The organism is Rhizobium mulingense, from assembly GCF_029194105.1.
GTDB classification, from domain to species: domain Bacteria; phylum Pseudomonadota; class Alphaproteobacteria; order Rhizobiales; family Rhizobiaceae; genus Rhizobium; species Rhizobium mulingense.
In genome coordinates, this window is sequence record NZ_JARFVE010000024.1 from 1 (window position 1) to 22,029 (window position 22,029).

8 protein-coding genes and 7 pseudogenes are annotated in these 22,029 nt (G+C 59.0%); 10 read left to right on the plus strand and 5 right to left on the minus strand.

The genetic code is table 11. The features are described 5' to 3' along the window. A pseudogene (locus PYR71_RS29450) lies at positions 1–338 on the minus strand (hypothetical protein); the annotation flags it as partial. 1,355 nt (positions 339–1,693) lie between these two features. Then, positions 1,694–2,241: pseudogene (locus tag PYR71_RS29455) on the minus strand (transposase); the annotation flags it as partial. 228 nt (positions 2,242–2,469) lie between these two features. Between PYR71_RS29455 and PYR71_RS29460 the strand changes: the two are divergent. The 9 genes and pseudogenes from PYR71_RS29460 to PYR71_RS29500 all read left to right on the plus strand — a co-directional run bounded on the left by PYR71_RS29460 (position 2,470) and on the right by PYR71_RS29500 (position 16,007). Next, positions 2,470–3,419, plus strand: a pseudogene (locus PYR71_RS29460) (IS481 family transposase). 483 nt (positions 3,420–3,902) lie between these two features. Further along, positions 3,903–5,258 (plus strand): type VI secretion system baseplate subunit TssK, encoded by a 1,356-nt coding sequence (gene tssK / locus PYR71_RS29465; protein ID WP_064842673.1) that lies wholly within the window; start codon positions 3,903–3,905, stop codon positions 5,256–5,258. A 61-nt stretch (positions 5,259–5,319) separates the two neighbouring features. Then, a complete protein-coding gene (locus tag PYR71_RS29470; protein ID WP_077991407.1) occupies positions 5,320–6,486 on the plus strand; it encodes a type VI secretion system-associated FHA domain protein in 1,167 nt (388 codons plus the stop codon). Next, entirely contained in the window at positions 6,486–7,775 is a 1,290-nt protein-coding gene (icmH, locus tag PYR71_RS29475; RefSeq protein WP_012489524.1) for a type IVB secretion system protein IcmH/DotU, read from the plus strand. Before PYR71_RS29470 ends, icmH begins: the two co-directional genes overlap by 1 nt. Before the next feature lie 9 nt (positions 7,776–7,784). Beyond that, positions 7,785–11,390 (plus strand): type VI secretion system membrane subunit TssM, encoded by a 3,606-nt coding sequence (gene tssM, locus PYR71_RS29480; RefSeq protein WP_077991410.1) that lies wholly within the window; start codon positions 7,785–7,787, stop codon positions 11,388–11,390. A gap of 296 nt (positions 11,391–11,686) precedes the next feature. Next, positions 11,687–13,303 (plus strand): hypothetical protein, encoded by a 1,617-nt coding sequence (locus tag PYR71_RS29485; RefSeq protein ID WP_064842681.1) that lies wholly within the window; start codon positions 11,687–11,689, stop codon positions 13,301–13,303. A gap of 100 nt (positions 13,304–13,403) precedes the next feature. Continuing rightward, a pseudogene (locus tag PYR71_RS30905) lies at positions 13,404–13,650 on the plus strand (SIR2 family protein); the annotation flags it as partial. 826 nt (positions 13,651–14,476) lie between these two features. Beyond that, positions 14,477–14,803, plus strand: a pseudogene (locus tag PYR71_RS29495) (carbamoyltransferase N-terminal domain-containing protein); the annotation flags it as partial. Positions 14,804–14,996: 193 nt separating this feature from the next. Then, positions 14,997–16,007, plus strand: a complete 1,011-nt coding sequence (locus PYR71_RS29500; protein ID WP_040111826.1) for a LysR family transcriptional regulator — start codon at positions 14,997–14,999, stop codon at positions 16,005–16,007. A gap of 210 nt (positions 16,008–16,217) precedes the next feature. On the opposite strand, the pseudogene PYR71_RS29505 reads toward PYR71_RS29500, so the two are convergent. Further along, positions 16,218–16,775, minus strand: a pseudogene (locus tag PYR71_RS29505) (radical SAM protein); the annotation flags it as partial. A gap of 775 nt (positions 16,776–17,550) precedes the next feature. On the opposite strand from PYR71_RS29505, the pseudogene PYR71_RS29510 reads away from it, so the two are divergent. Next, a pseudogene (locus tag PYR71_RS29510) lies at positions 17,551–18,126 on the plus strand (nuclear transport factor 2 family protein). Positions 18,127–19,110: 984 nt separating this feature from the next. Here PYR71_RS29510 and PYR71_RS29520 read toward each other — a convergent pair. Then, positions 19,111–20,442, minus strand: coding sequence for an IS1182 family transposase (locus tag PYR71_RS29520; protein WP_077991417.1), 1,332 nt, complete (start codon positions 20,440–20,442; stop codon positions 19,111–19,113). A 111-nt stretch (positions 20,443–20,553) separates the two neighbouring features. Continuing rightward, a complete protein-coding gene (locus PYR71_RS29525) occupies positions 20,554–21,441 on the minus strand; it encodes a hypothetical protein (protein WP_040111827.1) in 888 nt (295 codons plus the stop codon). Between the last annotated feature and the right edge of the window lie 588 nt (positions 21,442–22,029).

Here is a 22,029-nt window from a genome sequence, read left to right on the forward strand (position 1 = left end):
TGGGCCGCCTTCAGCGCGTCCGCCCACGCCCCCTTGCTCTGCCCCGGCAGCTGCGGTGTCGCCGCCTTGATCTCGTCAAGCCTCGCCCGGTCCTGGGCCGACACCGTTCGATACGCCGCCCTCCTGGCGATAACCCGCTTTACGACGCCCACGATTACGGCGGCATCGGCGGCGCTGAGATCGGGATGGGCCGCCTTCAGCGCGTCCGCCCACGCCCCCTTGCTCTGCCTCGACTGCCGCGGTGTCTGCCTGGCGATTTCGTCCAGCCTCGCCTGGTCCTGGGCCGACACCGTCCGGAACGCCGCTCGATTGACGAGATCGCCCGTTGAGGCCCCCACGATTATGCCGGCATTCGCGGCGCTGAGATCAGGCGCCAACGCCTGCGGCCTTTGAGCATATAACGTCTGCCTGCGGCTGGGCCTGGGATCTGCGTCCTTCTCAGTAGTCCGCCTCTTGCGCCCGCCACCGGTCGGATCGCTGGGCTCCGCGGGCACCTCGGACATGGCCGAATGCTCCTCTCTTCCACCCGGCACCTCGGTGGGCCCGGCAACCGCTGAGGCTTCTAAATTCCCAAGGCCATGCAGCCCCCCGCGCTGAGGGCCAGTCTCCAGCGGCTGGCCCTCGACGAGGTGAATAGTGCGATCGGCATTATTGTATTCATCTGTTGTCCTCGTGAGGTTGAACGCGGTCTCTGCCGGGACGACCGGAACTCTCGTCAGTTCCGTCATGTCAGCCATCATTTGCGGGGTTTGTTCTTCAGGGCTTTGAAGCTCGGTCGGCGGGCTTGGCTGGTGGACGCTTAGCCTTTCCACGTAACGCAATACAGAATTCTCTTGCCAGATGTCGTCCGAATTGAAGTTGTCGGCCACTTGATCGACACGCGCCACTGAAGACTGCGCTTTTTGATCCGCTGGGTGCCGGCCCTCATCCGGCCGCGAAGAGCACTGCCCCTTAGTCCGAGGGTCCCTGTCAACCATGCTCACCCCCCTGGGATATGGCCTTCAGGAAACAAGGGGTCAGCTGTCGAGCACCGACTGCTGACGGAAGGTCAGAATTTATCAGGGGCTCAAGCGACTTAACCAGAGTGCAAGGGGCGCGACTGCGACCATCGACCGCTCCAGCTTGCCGAGCCTCGTTCAGACGCCGCTTAATCACCGTGGGTCCCGTTTTTTGCTGTTGTGGCATGGGGCGGCTCTGCGGAATCGAGCTCAGGTGACGGGAGGCCGGCAGATCCCGAAGACATGGCCAGGCCGTTGATAACTGGTAGCGTAAACGCATCATTGCAGCAGAACCTCGAAAACCACGGAGAAGAGCCCGCGATTCAAACTAGCGCAGTCCCGGTATTGGGTTGCATGCACAGGTGATATGCTCGCATCCGGTTAGTGAACGGCTATGGCGCAGCTCCTGCGTGAACCCATAACAACAGCGGCGATCCTTCGAGAGATGCAGCGACGACCCGTTCTCCAGACCGGAGGTCCGCGCTTGATGTGGCGATCGGCACGGATTGCTATCAACGCTGACGGCCGCCGGTGCCGCGCAAGCCGGTTACGACGAAACATCGACATGATCTCTTCTATGGTGGGATTGGCCCACCGATACCTGGGTAGTGGCAACTGTCGCCAATTGCGGCGCCAGTGAGGTCGGCCTTCGTCTTCGAACTCCTTGCTGGCTTCCGCTAAACAACGCGGCCTTATCACAAAAGGCTGGGAGATTTAACGATGATCCCGGCATCCGGACTTCTGCGCATTGCCGGCCGGTAATAGCGCGAAAGACTTGCAGCAATCGCAGCGCCGGCGGCAGCCGTGACTAGTATCCGCACTGCCTGGCCCGTAACAATGCGCTGTGACCAGCGGAAGCCGATCTCGTGGAAAGACAAGGCATGCTGCGGGCTGATATGATGAAAGACGCCGGCAATGGTGCGGCGGACCCGGGCCTTGAAACCTCCCACCGAGTGGACGGCGACTTGGACGAATTCGCGGCTCGAATGCTTTACGTTCTCATGCGTAGCAAAGCTCTTGCCAATCGCCATGAACGCCTCACCGCCCATCAGGCAGGTTGCGGTTCGATCCCTTTCGCCGTCGCGCGCCCTGCATGTATCGAAAGGCCTTTTCGGCCCCGTCCAGGCGGTAGACCGTCCGGATCCATTCTCGGTCGCTCACCGAGATGAAAACGGTCGATCTCCACCGTGCCATCTAGCATGTGCTCGCGCGCCAACATGAGGCGCAGCGCATATCCCATTCGCTAGCTATTGGGCATCACCAAATGTGGAAATGCCTATCTTCGCCGCATGAATGATCCATGCCGCCAGGGCTGCTATCCCGCACCTGGCGCGAACCGGGACTGCAACCGGTTCGTGGATCGTGTCCAGGAGGTGGTTGTCTAATCGCTAAGCTGGTCGTCAAGGCGCTTTAGGTGTTTGGTCCCGGCATTTGATGGTGCAATATTTTCCTTGGCATGGAGGGAAGCACTATGGGCCAGGTTCTACACGGGAGCGCCACGACGACAGAGGCAATCCGTCGAGCAATACAAAATAGTGAAGAGAGCCTGAGAACGCTTTCGAAGCGATACGGGATCAACCAGAAAACCGTGGCGAAATGGAAGAAGCGGACATCGTTGGTCGACCTTCCTACAGGCCCAAAGGACCCGCACTCGACGACCCTTTCCCTCGAAGAAGAGCCGTTATCGTCGCCTTCCGCCGGCACACGTTGCTGCCGCTCGATGATTGCCTCTACGCTCTTCAGCCGACCATTTCATATCTGACGCGTTCGTCGTTGCACAGGTGTTTGCAGCGCCACGGCATTTCACGTCTGCCGGAGGTCAGAGGCGACAAGGAGCCGAAGAAGAAGTTCAAAAGCTATCCGGTCGCTTACTTCCACATCGATATTGACGAGGTGCAGACGGCCGAGGGCAAGCTCTATCTCTTTGTCGCAATTGACCGAACATCCAAGTTCGCGTTCGCGGAACTCTACACCAAAGCCGGCAAGATGAATGCCGCTCAGTTCTTGCGCAATCTGATCACGGCAGTGCCCTACACCATTCACACCGTTTTGACCGACAATGTCATTCAGTTCACCAACCGAGCTTGTGATCGAAATGCCTTCCAGCACATCTTCGATTGGGTCTGCGACGATCACAGCATCGAGCATCGCCTGACCAAGGTGAAGCATCCCTGGACCAACGGACAGGTCGAACGGATGAACCGAACGATCAAGGAGGCGACCGTCAAGCGCTTCCACTACGACGATCATGCGCAGTTGAAAAAACATCTGGCTGACTTTATCGACGCCTACAATTTCGGGCGCCGGCTCAAGACGCTAAAGGGCCTTACGCCTTACGAGTTCATCTGCAGACAATGGACTTTGGAGCCGGATCGATTCATCATCGACCCCATCCATCAAATGCCGGGACTAAACACCTAGGGGCGGCGGCGCGTGAAGACGATGTTGGCGGCGGCACTGCCTCAGCGTATTCAGGAACATTTTCGACGAGGCAATGCGCATCACGTGTCACCTTGCCTGTTGCGCTGCTCTTTTGGCCCCGTACTTGCGGCGCCGGCTCTCAAGGCTTCCGGGCGGTCATTTGCGAGATTCATCCCGTACGAGTGACAGGACAGGCGAATTGGCGCGTTGTAGGTCAGTGTGAACATGAACGACCAATAAGGCTCTGAGGGCAACGGGCTACTGAGCGACAGTCTAGATGAGACCCCTTGCTTGTCGCGCTGCAAGGGGGCTCATGACCAATCCTGATGAGCTTCGGCGCTTGCATATCTGAGCTGTCCCGACACGCGATGCCCTTCTACCAGCGCATTGTTGGATATCAGATGTGCATGCAAGGGGGCAGTGAAGCTCTGCTACTTTTACGGAGAAAGCCGTTCTGTCAGGTGGACGCGAGGCGAGTCTTGAATGTCGTGGAATAATAGGGTCGTCTGGTCGGAGGGCTTGTTCCTCCGCCCGCAGCATTTTCAGCAGGCCGATCGTCACGTCGAACAGCTGGTGCGCAGCAGGACGGCGGTTTTGCATGGGTACGGGTGGGGTATCAGCGAGCTGCGGCTCAATCGAGAGCTGCTTGGTCTCGGAAAGATCGCCATCGAAGCGGCTCGCGGCGTCTTGGAGGACGGGATGCCCTTCAGTATTCCTGACGAAGCCAACCAGCCAACTCCCTACGACGTTCCGCCGGATTTTCGAGATTCGCTTATTCACTTGGCGGTACCGTTTTATCAACCCGGCGCTCTTGAAACCGACGCGCAAGCGGGAATTGACGTACCTATCCGCTTCGCAGTCTCCACTGAGGATGTTGTCGACACCAACGCTGGCGAGCGAGGCAGCGCCTCCATCGACGTAGCGAGGCTGGATTTTCGATTGCTGCCGGACGCGGCAGACCGGTCTGGCTACACTTGCATCCCAATCGCCCGTATCATAGAGGTCCGGGCCGACCGACAGATCATTCTGGACGAAACGCACGTGCCGCCAACCCCCGACTGCGCCAGCTCCCGGGTCCTCTCGAACTACATCACTGAGATCACCGGCCTGCTTCACCATCGTGGTGAAGCTCTGGCCACTCGGGTCTCTCAGTCGGGAACGAACCGGGTTGCAGAGCTCGCGGACTTCCTTCTGCTGCAGGCGATCAATCGGTACGAGCCGTACTTCTGCCACCTGTCCAAGGCCGCCGTTGTAAATCCGGAATCGCTGTATGTTGTCATGCTCCAGTTGGCGGGTGAACTAGCCACGTTCGCCCGCGTCGATAAACGTGCCCCGACCCTTGGTGTTTACAAGCACGACTCTCTCGCGGAGGCGTTTTTGCCAGTGATGCAGTCGATCCGGGCTTCGCTGGGTGCAGTGATTGAGCAGACTGCGGTCCCCGTACCGCTGCAGCGGCAAAAATACGGTGTCCATGTGGCTGAGGTGGCCGACCGCTCTCTCTTTACGACCTCGAGCTTCGTGCTGGCTGCTCGGGCTGATATTGAGGTCGAGCGCCTCCGGCGCGAGTTCCCGTCTCAGATTAAGATCGGCCCGGCGGAGAAAATCACGGAACTCGTCAATGTCGCACTGCCCGGCATTATCATCAATCCCCTACCGGTCGCGCCGCGTCAGATCCCGTTCCATGTTGGATTCAGCTATTTCGAGATCGATCAAAATAGCCGCTTCTGGAAGGAGATGCCCCAATCCGCCGGCTTGGCGCTGCACGTTGCTGGCGACTTCCCAAATCTCGAAATGGCTCTCTGGGCCATCCGAGCCGGACAGAACCCACATTTGAGTTAGCCCACCAATGCCCCTCACGCTACGTGTACACAGCAAAAGATGTAGTTTTCCGGAATATCTCGTGCCGGGCGACGCGGCTGGTGGACTGACTACCAGCCGAGCAGGCAACAGCCTGGTTCTGCCGGATGATCAACAGATGGTCTCGAAATCCCACTGCTCAATCGAGTGCATGGCACGGCGATACGTACTGATCGACCGAGGCCGCGACGACACATGTCAAAATGACGAGGCGGTGCCGCTTCCGTCAGAGGCGCCGGTCGCCCGGAAAACCAGCGATTTTATTCAGATCGGCGCCTATAGGACCGATGTCGTCGCGGTGTCGCCTTCGATATCCATTGCGGAGAGTGCCGCCGAACCGGAGGGACAACTTGCAGCGACAAGTGAGGAGTTGAGTCTTCTTGGCCCCCTCGAAACGGCCTCGTCGCTCCTGGCGGGCAATTGCACCCGGGGTGAAGAAGCGCTGCTGGACCTGAGGGACGGCGAGTTCCTACCATTGCCGTTCTTAGGCACTCGTTTAGACGCGCTGGCGGGCATGATGAGAAGTCCGTGGGATATCTACGCAGACAGTGTGCCAGATCGGGCCCCCATCTTGACGCAACCCAAGGTGGAGCAATCATCTCGCCAAGAATCATCGAGCGGCGGTCACGGCTTTCCTTGCCGCCTGCGGCTTATCATTGGCAGATGTCCGGAATGCCGGCATCGTAAGCGTGCTGGATCGTGCAGGGAAAATGCTTCTGTATTCCGCCGCGCTGCACAGCATACTCTCCGAGCGAGAGCTGGCGAACAATTATTCAGAAATAAGAGTTCCGACGAAAAAACCCTGAGTCTCGTTCCCGATGTCGGTGAGGCGTTGCTCGCAGTTCTGTGCAATGACTCCAGCGGGTTCCTCCGCGGAGACCTGGCCGTTGAGCAAGCCTTCACCGACCGTGGGACGCATGACGTGTCATTCGCGGCTGTGCAGAAGGCTCTGTCCAGCGTTCGTGCACGCTTGTCCCTAGCAGGGATCGAGAAGGCGATGGGGCGGCCCCGTTCCCTTTTGCACCGCAACCATAAGGCGCGAAACCGGAGCGCGTACGTGCGCGTCTTCAATGACGTCGTATCGAGCATCGAAACCGATTTGCTCCGGAGCTTCGGCGCCGACTTCGCGCGCCCAGTGCGAGAGCGTAGTCGACCCGCCCGCCGATCCCACGATGAGAGCGTCCGCTCCGAAGGGAAGTGGGCGGGTTGATGATGGTGATTGAGGAAACGATGCCAAAATCCCAGCCACTCGTCCTCCTTCACGCCGAGGAGCAGTTGGCTGTCCCTTCGCCGTCATCGCCAGTGGCGGACGAACTTACCTGGGAGATGCTTGCGCTCGACCGACTTAATCCACTGGTCGCGGCCGCGGCGGCGCTGCTGGGTCTCAGCGCTCAGCTCAAGAGCAGTGCTAGCCATATCGACGTTGAAGCACTGCGCCTTAGGGTGCTGCGGGAGATCGATGCTTTTGAGCGTCGGATCACGCCGCTCGGATTGCCCTCGCGAGCGATCAAGGTCTGCAAATACGCCCTCTGCGCGACCATCGATGACATCGTTCTGAACACAGCCTGGGGCAGCAACAGCGTCTGGACGACGCGCAGCTTGGTGGGATCGCTGTTCAGCGATACCTGGGGCGGCGAGCGCTTCTTCGATCTGCTGACGCAATTGAAAAATGAACCGGCCATCAATATAGAACTGCTGGAGCTGCTCTACTACTGCATGAGGTTGGGCTTCGAAGGCCGCTACCGCGTCACTGCGGGAGGAGCCGCAGAGCTCAGTGTGCTGTGCGAAGACGTCTACCGCCTGATCCGAGCAGCCCGTGGTGACTTCGAGCGCGAACTATCCCCGCACTGGCGGAGGAACTCAAATAATCCGAAGCCACGCCGCACAATCGTTCCAATCTGGGCCGTCGTAGCGTTTGGGGCAGGATTACTCCTCTCGATCTATACCGGACTCCTGCATGCATTAAATGCCCGCGCCGACGCTGTCTTCAACGATATCGCGACATTGCCGCCGAACGGCGTTGTCAGATCGGCGAGAATCGCATTGCCACCAAAGGTTGTTATGAGCAGCGACCGACTGCGTAACTTCCTCGAGCCCGAAATCCGCGAAGGGCTTGTCACTGTGTCCGAGGACCCACAGCAGATCGTCGTTATCATTCGCGCCTCCGGGATGTTCGATTCTGCTAGTCCGGAAGTGAAGAAAATGTTCCTGCCGCTTCTTTTACGAATTGGTCGTTCTCTGAACGGTGAGTCGGGATCGGTCCTCCTGACCGGGCACACCGACGCCATTCCGGTGCAATCACTCGCCTTCCCTTCAAACGATTCCCTTTCGCTCGCGCGTGCGAGCGCAGCTGCCGAGATTATCAAATCCATGATGGATGACCCAGGCCGCGTGCGAGAAGAGGGCAGAGGGAGCGGAGAACCGGTCGCTTCGAACCACACGCCCGAGGGCCGCGCGCGGAACCGTCGGATTCAAATCATCATCACAAAGACACAATGAAGACAAGCCATGCAGTCAATCAAGAAAGCGCTTAGGTGGCAATGGCTCCGTGTCGGCGGGGCGGCGATCGTATGTGCCTTAATCTTCACGCTCGGACCGCATATCTCGGTCGGAGGATTTGCGCCGCTTGACAGCCTTCGCAGCCAGATCGCGGCATCGATGCTGATTCCGGTCGGATACACCGTGATCTACTTGATCCAGTCCCAGCTTTACAAGGTTCAGGCCTATTTTGAAGACCTCGTCCAATCACGAGTGTCGGGAGCGCTGGACGCGGGTGGGGCCGAGCAGAAGAAGGGAGACCCAAGGCCTTCCGACCGAAGTGTGGGGCAAGCCAGCACGCTTGCTGAAAGAGAGCTGGAGGCGATTCGTCATCGTTTTCGCGAGACCCTTACCACACTCAAGGGGCGCCGCTACGCAGGAGGTATCAGCAGGCGGTGGCTCTATCAGCGGCCCTGGTATGTGATGATCGGTCCGCCCAACTCGGGGAAGACCACAGCAATAGTCAATTCCGGGCTCAGCTTTCCGATGGCGGCGAGGTCCGGTCTGAGAGCCGCCGGTGGGTTAGCGGGTACGGAAAACTGCGACTGGTGGATCACCGATGACGCGGTGTTCGTCGACACTGCTGGGCGCTACACGATACAGGAGGGTGATGCAGACCGGGACAAAGCGGTTTGGCGTGGCTTGCTTCATATGCTCAGACGCTCCCGGCCACGGCAGCCGCTGAACGGTGTCTTAGTCACGATCGCAATCAGCGAGCTGAATTCTACATCCGAGGAAGTGCTCGCCGATCGCGCGCGCTGTATCCGTGAGCGGCTCCTCGAAGTGTACAGGGAGCTTCGCCTGCAACTGCCGATTTATGTGCTTTTCACTAAGAGCGATCTGCTGGCGGGATTTGTTGAATTCTTCGACGATCTGGGTCGCGAGGGGCGGGAGGCGGTGTGGGGGTTCACCTATGCGCAAGAGGCGTCGGAGGACGAAGGCGATCCGATGGCGTTTGCCGCAGCATACGATGCGCTTGTTGGCCGCCTAAACGAAAGGCTGCTTGAACGAATGCAGCACGAAAGCAACCTCCAGCGTCGCGCGCTCATGTTCGGCTTCCCACAGCAGGTCGCTAGCCTCAAGCACCTGACGCAACAGTTCTTGAAGGAAGCCTTTGGCGGGAATTCGTTCCAGGAACCGCTTATGCTCCGCGGCGTCTACTTCTTAAGCGGCACGCAAATTGGCATGCCCTTCGATCGAGTTGCGAACGCCAGATCTCAGACCTTCGAGATCGCTCAGCCGCCCTGTACAGCGCTTCGTGGCCCGGGCCGTAATTATTTCATCAGCCGGCTGCTGCGCGAAGTCGTTTTCGCCGAAGCTGGGCTCGTCGATGCCAATCACCGCTTCGATCGGCGCCAGCGGCGGATCCGGTATGGCGCCTACACGATGATAGCGGCGGTCATTGTTACCGCCAGCGTCTTATGGACGTTCAGCTATATTCGGAATGTTCAGCTGATCGAGAGCGTTCGCCTAATGGCTGGCAGCTATGCTAGAGGGGCCGAAAAGCTGAAGCTCGACCGGGTTGAGAGTGGCGATCTTCGACCCATCCTGCCACTGCTTCAGCGGCTGCGTGATGCCAACGGCGACAGCGCGGGCGGCCGCCTATCAAGTTCGGGTCTCGACCAGAGTAAGAAAATCAAGGTTCAGACGCTCGCGGCGTACCGCCGCGCCGTGAACACCATCCTGCTGCCGCGGCTGATGTTCCGGTTGGAAACCTTATTGGTCGAGCGGCACGACGATGATCAGTTCGTCTACCAGGCGTTAAAGGTTTACCTGATGCTGGGTCAGCAGGGTCCGCTCCAGCGCGCGGTCGTCAAAAACTGGATGGCTGCCGACTGGCGAGTGATGTTTCCGGCCGAAGCCGATGCCGGCCTGCGCAGCGCGCTCGCTGATCACCTGGATGCACTCATGGAAGGGCCGCTGCCCCATAGTGAGCTTAATGGCGAACTGATCGAGAGGAGCCGCGCGAAGCTCCAGACCGTCTCGATGGCGCGCCGCGTCCTCGACATCATCGCGACCAGTCCCGAAGCCTCGCGGGCGCCAACCTGGCGTCTGGCCGACCATGCCGGGCCGCTGGCGCAGGGCGTCTTGGCTCGCAAATCGGGACAGCCGCTCAGCGAGGGGGTTCCTGGCATCTACACGAGGGCGGGGTTTTACGGAACCTTCCTGCGATTGCTGCCGCAAGTGGCTGACGCTGTCGCTGCAGAAGGCTGGGTTCTCGACTCACAGGTAGTCGCGCCGATTGCAGCCGGTGATGTGAGCCAGAAGCTGCGGCGTTCGGCGGCGGATCTCTACGCTCAGGAGTTCGCGTTGCACTGGGACCAGCTCATTGGCGATATGTCCATCCGCCCGTCTGGGGGTATCGATGACGCGCTGCGCACCTTGAACACGCTGTCCGCGCCGACGTCACCAATGCGCCTGTTCCTTTTCGCGGCGGCGCAGGAGCTAAAGCTCAAGCAACCACCGGCTCCCGAGGACGGCTTGACTAAAGGTGACAGTGTCCCCCAGGGCGAGGTGTTGCCAAGCGAGCTCGAGGCACTCTTCCGGTCTCAACCGGCCGCGGACACGCCTGAAGCTCACGTCCAGCTCTATATGGGCGATCATTTCCGGTGGCTGCACCAGCTGGTCGAAGTGCCGTCGAACAGCCAAGCGGGCGCGCAGGCGCCGATCGACAGTGCTCTCCGGGATCTCGGCGAACTGTATCGCTCCCTCAGCCAGGCGCAGGGGCTGGCGGGTTCGAACATCTTGGAACACAACGGGCAGGCGGGCGTCGCCATCCAACAGATCGAGGCGGGGGCGGCCGATCTGCCCGAACCCATCCGGCAATGGATCCTCGGCCTCAGCCGCCACAGCTCGGACCTAACCGTCAGCGGCATGAGGCGCGGGTTGGCGAGCGGTTGGGCGGGCGGCCCCGGCGATTTGTGCCGACGGGCTACCGAAGGACGGTATCCCTTCGCGAGCGGATCCCGCCGGGATATCCCTTTGAGCGATTTCGCCCGACTGTTCGGCCGCAAGGCGGAGATCGACACTTTCTTCGCCGAGAACCTTTCCCCATTCGTCGACAAATCCAAAGGTTCGTGGCAGTTTCGGCCAACGAGCGGTGTCGATTTCCCTATCGGCCGCAATACCTTGGCCCAGTTCCAACGGGCAGCCACGATCCGCGACACCATGTTCGATGATGCCGGCCAGGTGTCAGTTGGATTCCTGCTCACCGTCGCCGAGACCGATCCGTTGACAGACCAGGTGGTGGTAGACATCGACGGCCAGCGCCTCGAACATCGACGAGGAACGGCCGCCGCGGCCATGCATTTCCATTGGCCTACGGCCGGCGGCGTCGGCGGCGCTTCCGTCGCTTTCATCGGTTTTCAAGGCGCCACCCTCTCCAAGAGCGGCCATTGGGCGCTGTTTCGCCTCTTAAATGAGGCGGATAAGCAGCCATTGGGAGGAGGGGACCTTATTCAGGTACGACTGGTGTCCGGTCGCCATTGGGCGGTTTTTAACCTCCAGCCTGACAGCGTGATGAGCCCGTTGTCACGCAATCTGCTGTCAGAATTCCGATGTCCAGATTTCTTATGAACGCCGGGATAGCATCCGACTGGCGCTGGGAAAGCCCTATGGGGTCACGAGACGCCCACGCAGGTCTGCGGCGGGAGAGGTCGGCATGTCGGTTGCCGGCCGGATCGGAGGCGGTCACGGCTGCGACTGGCGGCGATCGTCGCTTGATCTCGGCGCGCCGCTTTCCCGCTCGACTCGACCGCTGGAGAGCGCGGTCACCTCCATCAGGCAGATCTTCGGGAAGTTGGGTGATCAGATCCTGTCCCACCCTATCAACCGACGTACACTGATCTAGAACAGGAAACTGGAGAGATATAATGGCCGGAATGAAGCACAATAGGACAAGAGCGAAGAAATTTCTGCAGTTGATCGACCAGACGAAGAACAGAGCGGATTTGGAGTTCTGCTTTGCGGTTGGCACGGTTGGCGATCTGCGGAAGCCTGCTGTCCTGGTGAGTAAGAAAAAGCTCAATGGATTGGCACAAACTTTGAAAAACATGCCTTTTGAAGATGATGAGGATAGTAGTAAGGAGAACTTTTCGCTTCTGCGGAGAGGCACGGGCAGGATGAACGAAAACGGCGTTATCCTCGTCAAGTTGGCTGATGGTGGAAAGGCCGGGTTCCCGCAGGTCCAAAAGGTGATGAAGAAGTATTTCGTGAACTTCCGCATGAGGTTGCCTGACATGCAGGAAGCAGGAATCTTAACTGAAGAAGACATTCAGCAGTTTGAGATGAACGCCGAGGAGAACTCCCAATTTCTTCCGCCCGACGACTCTGAAGAATTCAATCGGCCGATGACGGCGCTCGATAGCGCGGAAGGGAACTCTGCAGGGAGTGTTGAAGAAACTGAAGAGAGAAGCAAGCGTGAAGGCGGGGCTGAGCTCCTGGAGCAGCTTCTCCCGGAAGTGAAGGAGGGCATTGCCGCCGCGGCCGCGACCATTTCCAATCACGCAGTAAGTCTCAGCGCGCAAATTGGCGCGGGACAGACCGCAGAGTTGTCCCATCTGACCACGAAGATCGCGGATTGGCTGCAACGTGTGCTGGCTGCGACGCCTCCGGAAGAGCAGGAGGCAACGCTGCACAACTTCGCCGGCCGACTTCTGTTGATGCTGGCCTATCCTGAGAATCTGCGAAATCTTCAATATGTGGATGACATGCCCGATGGGGCGGGGCAGGGCGAGACAAACGGCGACCGCCGCGAAGAGGTCGTGGTGAATGGGATCGATCTGAACAGAGTTCCAACGGGCGCTCTCGATCAAGACGAGGTAGTAGAGTCCTTGTTCCGTCTGATCAAGGCAAAGGCTCAGGAGCGACAACTTTCTTATCCGCTAGAGAACGCGAATTCTGAGAGGATTGCGAAGATAGTGTCGTCGCAATGGCCGAAGGAACTAGGCGATGCAGCCCGTAGGCGCGCGGTTGTGGAGCGTCTGATCGCAGCGGTGGTCCCGCGGCCCGGTAACGATGATCAACTTCTGGTCCTTCTTGGCATCGCAGACCAGCCCGAACGGACCAAATCCATCGAGAACTCGGTCGAAAGTATCATAGCTATATGGCAGGCTCATCTCGACACTGCCTTGACGCTGCGGGATGAGGTAAAGAGCAAGATCAACCAGATGGTCGATGTGGAAGCCCGCGGCGGAACGTGGAGGTATGTCGACGACATCTTCCTGCAGTTCGGAGGAGAGCTTTCAGATCAGCTCTCCGCCATCACCGAACGCAACGGTGAGGCACTGTCGAGCGCGACCGAGCGTGTCCGAACCACAGTCCAGAAGAAGCTCGATTATCTCAACGGCAGCGACATTGTAGCCATGCTTGACAATCCTCCAATCGACATCGGTCCGGGCACTATAGGGCAGACGCTGCGGGAAGGGCTCGCGGCCATCACCGATGGACTGAAGCGCATCGAAACCTCGCGCGCCGCGCCCGCCGCGTAATAATCGCCTGTTCTCGATGCCGGCCGACCCACCGGAAGGCCGGGCGAGCAGGCCATCAACGGCCTCATCAGCGACGGAAGGAGTTCCGCCGCTCAGGTGGGTCAGCGAAGCGGTGAAGGAGCGGCGCACCAACAGAGGCTCTTCGGCTCTTCTTCATCGGCTGCCGCTTCAACGACCAGATGCTGCGCGCCTACGCCCGACAGATCATGACGCGATCCAACGCACCACGTTTTGCGGTGCTGGATGCGGCAGCGCCGACCAACAACCAACGCCGTTTCCTTGCAGCAAGCCCGATCACGCTTATCGACGTGCCGACTGGCGAAGCTGCGGCTAGGCTTATCGGCTGAAAACCAGAGTAGAGAAGGAGTGTTGCGGGTACGACGATACACGAGGATTTCGGAGGTCGGTCGTCGGCACCGACGTCGGAGGCGGATTTGCCGTAAACGTTGATCATCACGGCCGCTGTTTGAAAGTGCCGCTCGCCTTGCTATGAATCCACCCATCCCTTTTTTGCACGCATTCCATCCAAACAAACAATTTTACTGGTCAAAACAATTGCCCTTAGAAAAAACGCTGAAGAGCGCTGTGCAGAACGATTGTGTGGAGTTCTAAAAATGGGTCCTCAGGTTCGGTAGAGACTGTGCTGGAAAACGAGTTGGAGCACTCTGTCAGTTGCCTGGCCTCGATTGTTATCACGTTGGACGTGATCGGCCAAATCTTGGCCGTTGCTTCTGCCGTTTCAGTGCTAATGGGCTCTCACAAGAAGCACTGTTGCCTGGTCGACTAAATCTGTGAGTGCATCCCTCACAATGACTAGAAGCCAGAGCAGGCGCGCTCGCAGCCGCAAGGACATGATCTGCGTCTTTTGCAGGAACACCAAACCTCGTGATTTTCTTGCGGCTGTCGGGCCGAAATATGAAGGACTGAGTAATGTGGATAGGTTACGTGCAGTTCTGCTGCAAATGCTTCGGTCAGGGTTTCCGTGCGGCGTCGCAACTATAGCATCAAGAAGGTTGCGCAGCATCGATTGTCGGCAATGTCGCCGAGCCGGTCGCTATTAGTATCGGCTTCGCCTGTGAGCTCTATCTGACACGTCAAACACAAGCTTTGAACTTACGAAAGCCGGCGGTCGGGCCAGAGCGACCTACCTTTCGAAACGGACTGGAGAGCAACATGCTGTGTCTAGGGCTGAGTGGGCGTCTAAGCAGAGTCTACGAAAATTCGTTCGATCTACCGAACAGCTTTATGCACAATGGGGCTGCGGTTCGCGTTCGCGACGGCCGAATGATAGCGGCAGTCGAGGAGGAGCGCCTTAACCGGATCAAGCACTCCAACACGCTACCAATTCGTTCGATTCAATATTGCCTCGCATCTGCAGGTGTTCAGCTCAGCGACATCGACCGCATCGCGTATTATGCAACCGAGGCCTATTGCAACGCTGTGCTCGAGCGCGTGCGCCTCTCTCACCCAAGCACCCCAGTATCGGATGCGAGGCTGTTGCAACGGGCTCGGGGAGGTCGACACGGGCTCTATATTCCTGTGGGACACCCCGATGTTCCATGTGATCGCCATCGTCACACAGATCTGGCCGCCCATTGGACGCGTGATGGCACAATGCCATGGAGGTTGTCACCCGCGCTCCACCGCCGAGATGAACTCGAAAAACGTTGGACCCGGAATTGATTGTTGAGGAATGAACTTCATGAAACGCAATGTAGAAAAAGAGGTGACGGATCAACTCGCTTATAGGCGAAAGATGTTGCAAGATTGGAGAGGAGAGCGCCTCACTGGACACCAGATAAACCTAGCATCAATAGACCTCAACCTCCTGGTGGCGCTCGAGGCTCTGCTCGAATACCGGAACGTGACGCACGCGGGCCAGCACATCGGGCGGAGTCAACCGGCGATGAGCCGGGCACTGGGAAGGCTGCGCGGCTTGTTCAATGATGATCTCCTGGTGCGGTCTTCAACGGGTTTGATCCCAACGCCGCAAGGCGAACATTTGGCTCAAAGGCTGCCGTCGGCACTGCGTACGATCCGAGAGATGGTGACAAGCCGCAGCGTAATCTCAAAAGAATGGGGGAGGGGGGCAACGCTGGCGATCCCCGATCATCAAGCTTTGGCTGTACTACCGCGCCTCCTGCCGTGGTTACGCGAGCGTGCCCCTCATCTCGACACACTCGCCTGTTTGCCGTTTGATCGTGCCGTGCGGGGGCTTGAGCAAGGTGATATTGATTTGGCCGTTGGGCATATTGACGTGCAACTGCCTGGCTATTTTCGGCGCAGTCTCTATACAGACCGCTTCGCGTGTTTGTTGCGCCACGACCATCCCGCGCTGGCGCAGGAATGGACGATCGACAACTTCGCGACCTTGCGTCACGCTGCCATCAGTACGGACTCCCCCGACCATTTCGGCCCGATCTACGACCACTTGCCCAACTTGCGAGAGGATCGTAGTCCCATACTTTTTTCCAGCGTTCTCACGGCAGCGGTGGTGGCTTCGGGGACGGATTTGGTATTGCTCGTCCCGCGCCGCGTTGCGACCCAAGTTTCCGCGATGCTGCCGCTTAGGGTTGTTGATCCACCCCTCGAGCCGGCACCGTACAAGGTCATGCTCATCTGGCACGAGCGGTGCCATCACGACCCGCAGCATAAATGGCTGCGCAAGGAGGTCGCCGCAGCGTTGGAGACGGGAGCAGACTGACACAAGAAGCGGTGATCGGGATGCTCCCGAAGCATCAAAGAGAGCAAACGGGGATTTTGCGCGGGGAGATGACCAAGGGCTCAGCGCTGCTGCGCCCGAGAGTGCCAGGCATGTTGGACGAATATCGAGACTTGGATGCCTATGTGCTCGCGGGGTCTGCTTGTATCCGGGCTTCTGCTGAGCTGCGGCTCGGCCCTGCAGTGGCGCGGATATCTTCGCGCCGGCTCTCGGATCGACCATTTTGATGGTGATCGTCAAGTGATCAACATTTATGTCAGCAGGCTCGCCGACACGGTCTGGCACTGCCGGACCGTTGGTTGAAAGACACAGCTTGATATCGGGGACCTCTGTGGCTCCGCGTGCAAATGTCGCCTTTGTCTTCTTCCGGTCATAACAGGCATCGCTTGGTCCGGCGATAAAGAGCACGGAAAGCTGAGGGACTTCATTGGCGACCGCAACGACCTTTCGCAGCGCCTGGTCAGGCGTCGGCCGGCTTTCGTTGGCGCAGTATTTACGATTGCAGTAGTTGCACTGGATATTGCAAGCTGGTGCGGCTACGACGTGCATGCGCGCGAAATAGTAGTGCGCTTGTTCTAAATAGCAGGAAAGGTCCGTGATTTTCTCCCAGACAGCCGGCTCGACGTGGTGCGGCTTTGCGGACGAACCGCACAATGACGCGGCGCAAGCAGTGGACTTCGCTGTGGCCAGCAGTTGGTTCATAGTTGTCGTGCTGGTCAGGTTCTTGAGCGAAATCATTGGTGGGGGCATTAAAGGCTCCGTTGCTGCTTAACTTGGCGGTTCAAGAAGCAAGGGCCATGCCAATGAAAATTGCTTAGGTTTTCAATTGGTTAGCGTTTTTTGTCCGGTTCCTCCATTTGCGACCCGACATAGGGCTGTCAGGCATTCGACAATAGACCTACACCGGTAAAATGGTGGCTCGCCTCGAGTGCTTGAGTTGAGGAGGCAGGTCGGGCCGCTCGACCACACCAGGCTTAGAACTTTCTTTCACCCCGATTTGATGCCCGCGGATGGCATAACCAGCCGAACGTGGGGTGACGCCGAGAGGCGAGCCGCCTGGCCCCAGATTTCTCCCTCGCGTCGATCAGCCGCTCCCGCTCGGTCAGACGAGCCCGATTGGGAGCCAGGCAGGATCGTTCGGATCACAGGCTTTGGAGGAGACTTCGCCGAGACAGGCACCGGCAGCCCCGGCGGCCGCAAACGGGGATCCAGTCGACATTGGTCTCTTTCTGGCGAACTCGTCGATCGCATTGTCGCCGAATGGACCGTTACCTACCTTCCACACAAGCGCAGAGAGGCCCTGGCTGTTCTTGCAGACAAAATCCAACGCACCAATGGTCCTTGATTGCGCGGGAGTTGCTGTCCTACGCACGCTGTTTGAGTTCACAGACGTTCCCTGGGAAGTGGCATTGCGAGACCAAGTCAAGCGCCGACGGCGCGAATGTCCGTTCGCAGATGCATAGAACGCCATTTTCAACTCAAGACCAGACTTGCGACGGGCCATGGACCACGAAAATGGGTCGAATTGCATGATCGCGAACGATCCGCGACTGTCCTATCGGTATTGCCGCGGGATAGACGGGCGGACGAGGCGGGGCTGCGCAGCTCCTTCTGGCCTGATGCGCAGGACGTTCACGGAGCGTATCCGGGCTCCGCCGAGGGATTCATTGAGTTCACGCTTGGTGTCTTCAAGACCGAACCGCGTAACATCCACCAGATCACCAACGTTCTGATTGAGTTTATCAGCCCGACTGAAGCAGCTGTCGAGAGCTACTTCACTGCGCTCCAACGAGGGCCGGACTGCGGCCGGATCATACTTGCCAGGTTTCTCCTATGTGGTCGATATTGCGACCATTTTCAGAAAAGGGAAGGGGAGTGGAGAATTGCCGACCGCACAGTGGTCTATGATTGGCTCGAGGAGCAGACACAGCAGGCGGCGTCGCCAGAGATTGAGCGGTTCGGTTTCAGGCAGCCGATCGGAACATCGCATTCTAACGACCCGGTCTATACGCTCGGAAGCGGCAAAGAGCATGAAAGCCGAGGCGGAATAGCGGCGCGTTCAGCTGGTGCCGAACTCTTCTTTTCCGGGACGTGGTGCTAACTTGCTGTCATCTGGCTCCTTTAGCGTTAGATCGCATACGCCGGAGCAGGAGAAGCTAATCCATGAAGCAAGCAGACACCCGCCGTCATTACACGCGCTGCAGGCGGGATTGGCCGCGCTCTGGTCGATGCCTTTGCGACAAACGGCGACATTGTCGTTGCCGTGGATCTTCCTGGAAGCGGAACGGTGCGGTGCGGCGTTGCCGCGCGGCCCTGTGATCTTCAATGTGGCCTCGCTGGGCGGGTTGCTGGGCGATCCCAGACGCAACGGCTACGCTGCCTGGAAGGGGCCTGATCTTGATCACGAAAAGTTTGGCATGCGAGTTGGCGTCGCGTCGAGTGGGCCTGACGGCCATAAGAGCTCGGCTATGTGCGCACGCCGATGGTCGAGAACTGGAACGCGCCGACGAGACGGATCTCGCCGCTATTCGCCGACGCGTGCCGATGGGGCCCATGGGCGCGTCCCGATGATGTCGACCGGACCGTGCGGTTTCCGGTCAGCTCGCACGTTGATCATTCATCGACATCGTGTCGGACGGTCGCCTTGGGCTTGGCGACGGGTCCGGATACGAGCGATTCGAGTTCAAGCGCTTCGGTGTCGTTATTCATGAGGCGCCTGGGGAGTACCTGGGTGATCTTTTACGGGCTCAACCAGAAGGTTTTCGAACCCGACGGCCATTATCAGAAGATACCCCAAACGGCGATATCGTTGCGGACCACCCAGAAGCCAGCCCCGCCAATCTGCATCGCGGCAGGATCGGAGTGCAGCATGAGGCGGGCCGTCGCAGAGAGTCGCAGCAATTATTGCAGTCTCTAATCTTCGCCTGCGTCCTCCCGTAATACAAGGGCGTATCAACTCAGAGCTTGTGAAGCTTTTGAGATGGTGCGGTTTTGGCCGGTCTTGGCTGGCCGATGCAGTCGAGCGTCAGACGATTGCGCGCTGCGTTCGGATGGTCGCGTATGGGCGCTGGGTGATGGCCTTGGCTTAGCCGTTGGCGAGCCGATGGCCTTGCAAGATATTGTTGGTGAGTGCGTAGCAGAGCACGACGGCCTGGACCTTTTCGATGCCGCGCACCGTCAATTGTCGCAGATTCCAGTTGCGCCAGCGGGCATGGATGCATTCGCAGATCGAGCGGGGTTTGTACTGAGCCTTGCCGGTCTCGCTTGCCATGCGGGCTCGCCAGGCCGACACACCCGGACCGTCGCCGCGCCGCGGCAAGAAGGGATCGGTTCCGTGCTTGGACTGAGTGGGCGGACAAAAGACCTCAACCCCTTCGCCGTGCGCCCACTCGATATCTTCAGCGCTGCCAAAGCCGCCATCGGCGAGATAGCGCCGCGGCAGATGGCCGCTTAGCGCGCGCAACCGCTCCAGCATCGGCCGCATGAGGCCGTGATCGGAGCCGGCATTGGTCACCTCGAGCCCGACCACGAACTGCTCACCGGCCGTGCTCGCAACCTGCACATTATAACCCGGGCGGAAGCCGCCGTCGGCCATCTTCATCACCCGCGCCTGTGCATCCGTGCTGGAGGCGCGCGGCTCCTTCGGCTTTTTGCGATTGCCGCGCTTTTCTTCGCGCGCCTGGCGATGGCGCTCGATCTCGTCAAGAGCGACCTGGGCTGCTCTGAGCCGCTCGCCGCGCTCGCGCGCCGCCCGCTCCCTGGCCGCCTCGATGCGCCGAGTGCTGGCATCCGAACGCGCATCGACCTCGTGCTTGAGCTGATCCACAACCGCCTCGGCAATGGAAAGATGCCGATCAAGCGTCGCCTTGCGGCCGAACGAGGCGGCCCCCGCGCTTGCCCGGACCCGCACGCCATCCTGCGCCAGACAATCGAGAGTGACGAGGCCGGCATCGGCAAGCGCCGCCAGATGCTCGGCAAGCAGCCGGTCGAGCAGATCGGCGCAACCAACCCGAAAGTCCGAAAGCGTGTGGTAGTTCATCGAGACACCGCCGCACAGCCAGCGATAGACGTCGTGGCTCCCGCACTGCCGTTCCAGCGCCCGCGCGCTGCCGACGCCGTCGCTGCTGGCATAGAGCCACAGCGCCAGCAAAAGCCGTGGCGAAATCGGTGGATGGCCTGGCCGGTGCTCACGCGCTTTGATCCGATCTTCGAGCGTGCTCAGATCCAGCCCCTCGACATAGCTCCAAATGACCCGCACCGCGTGATCCTGGCCGATCAAGCTGTCGATATCGACGGCACGCAACTCGACCTGATCGCGCACCGGCTCACGCATGCGCGCCGCCCCGCGCCCCACCTGAGCACTTCGCCGCGCTCCATGCACCGGCAATCCTTCGAACAGGTCGTCGCCCACCATCATCCTCCAAGCAAATCAACGACCCAACAGAATCACAATCCAATCGCCTCCGCCACCAAACATTCACAGGCTCTCAGCCGGCGGCGCAAAAAGTCCTCACGATGAGGCAAGCTTTTAGCCGCGGTTCAAATTGAGGTGTTCGAAGTACCAAGACGGGTCATCATCGGATGAATCTGTCTCGACACTGGCGTCACTCGAATGCTCCTCGACACCTGCTTCATCGTCGCTAAGATACTCCACGGTTTTAGAGAGATAACTCCAAGGTTTGTCGGCGCGCTGCCATCCACCCTTGCTATTCTTTGTCCACTTGTCGGGATGTTGCGTAGGGTCGAGCACCCAGCGATTTTCACCCACATCAACGAAACCCATCTGCTCTAGACGGGTTCCCATCTCCGGCGTAGCGGGACGTGACATGATCAACGGCTGTTCGCCGTCGAGTTGAAGTTGATGTTCGAGCAGAATATCGCCTGCGTTCTCGACAAGCGGATGAGTAACGCGAAGGTCTACAATCGACGTGATTCTTTTTCGACCGGGAAATAGTTCCCGCCACGGCTCGTTTTCGATGCTAAATCCATCCTCTGTTCTTAAAAGCCCAACGCTTCGTTCTCCCAGATCATAGCTGAAATATCGCGCGCTGGGCGTATCATTGTCGGTGCCGCCGTAGAGTCGAGCGATGGTAGCCGTACGCAGGGCTTTAGAGGACACGAAGGGCGAGTACTCTTGTGGATTGACGGAAATGTGCTTGATTTCATCACCGTAAAATTCCCTTACTTTTCTGGCAAATGTCGATCTGTCGAGCACCTTAATTGGAGGTTCGGAAGAGAGCGAGTATGGTCGCGTTGGCGACGAAGGCGAAAGAGCATGGGGATCTGGCGTTGATCGGGACGGCATGCCCGTAAGCGTTTGTGCCCCGGTCATATTCTCGATCCACCCCGCCATGGCCCGGGTGCGATCATCTTCCTCGGAAATGTTGTAGCACAGCGATCGTTCTGAGTTATCCATGGCGGTCTCTCCTGAGAGTGAAAGGTGTGATGAAGCGCATTCTTTTCAGTCGCTTCACATGGGAACGGTGCGCTCACATGTCCGGCCTATAAAGCGGATACGTGACTGCTAGACTCGATGAAGCGGGCGGTGCGCGTTGCATGCGCCGCTCCTGATCCCTTTACCTCAGCCCAAGCCTCGAGGATCCGCGAAAGCGTGGCTCCCTTCGCCAGACCATCGTCGAATCGGCTGACAGTCCGTCGGAGGTGTCTGCGCCGCGGCAGGGCTAAGATTAGCTTGAATGTTAGAGGCGTCTCGGAAAATTTTACCGCCCCGCGGGCCTGTTCTGTTTTCACCGTTGTTGGTCTCCAATTGCAGATTACGCATATGCTAGTGCAACCGGACTGGTCGCCATCATGCAAAATCGATATTCTAAAATGCTTTGGAAAAGCGGAGCCACGTAGACCCCTTAGGTGGTGAAGGTTCTGAGGAGTAGGTGGGCATCAGTGTTTTTTCGATCGTGTCCATGGGAGTGGGGTAGCTGACGGCTGATTGCCGTGCTTTCCGAGGTCGGGTCGGAGGGGATATCAGCGTGCCACAGCGGGCAGG

Coding starts and splice junctions, on each gene's coding strand:
- tssK (WP_064842673.1), top strand. CDS start 3,903: ATGTCGTGGAATAATAGGGTCGTCTGGTCGGAGGGCTTGTTCCTCCGC.
- icmH (WP_012489524.1), top strand. CDS start 6,486: ATGATGGTGATTGAGGAAACGATGCCAAAATCCCAGCCACTCGTCCTC.
- tssM (WP_077991410.1), top strand. CDS start 7,785: ATGCAGTCAATCAAGAAAGCGCTTAGGTGGCAATGGCTCCGTGTCGGC.
- PYR71_RS29485 (WP_064842681.1), top strand. CDS start 11,687: ATGGCCGGAATGAAGCACAATAGGACAAGAGCGAAGAAATTTCTGCAG.
- PYR71_RS29500 (WP_040111826.1), top strand. CDS start 14,997: ATGAACTTCATGAAACGCAATGTAGAAAAAGAGGTGACGGATCAACTC.
- PYR71_RS29520 (WP_077991417.1), bottom strand. CDS start 20,442: ATGATGGTGGGCGACGACCTGTTCGAAGGATTGCCGGTGCATGGAGCG.
- PYR71_RS29525 (WP_040111827.1), bottom strand. CDS start 21,441: ATGGATAACTCAGAACGATCGCTGTGCTACAACATTTCCGAGGAAGAT.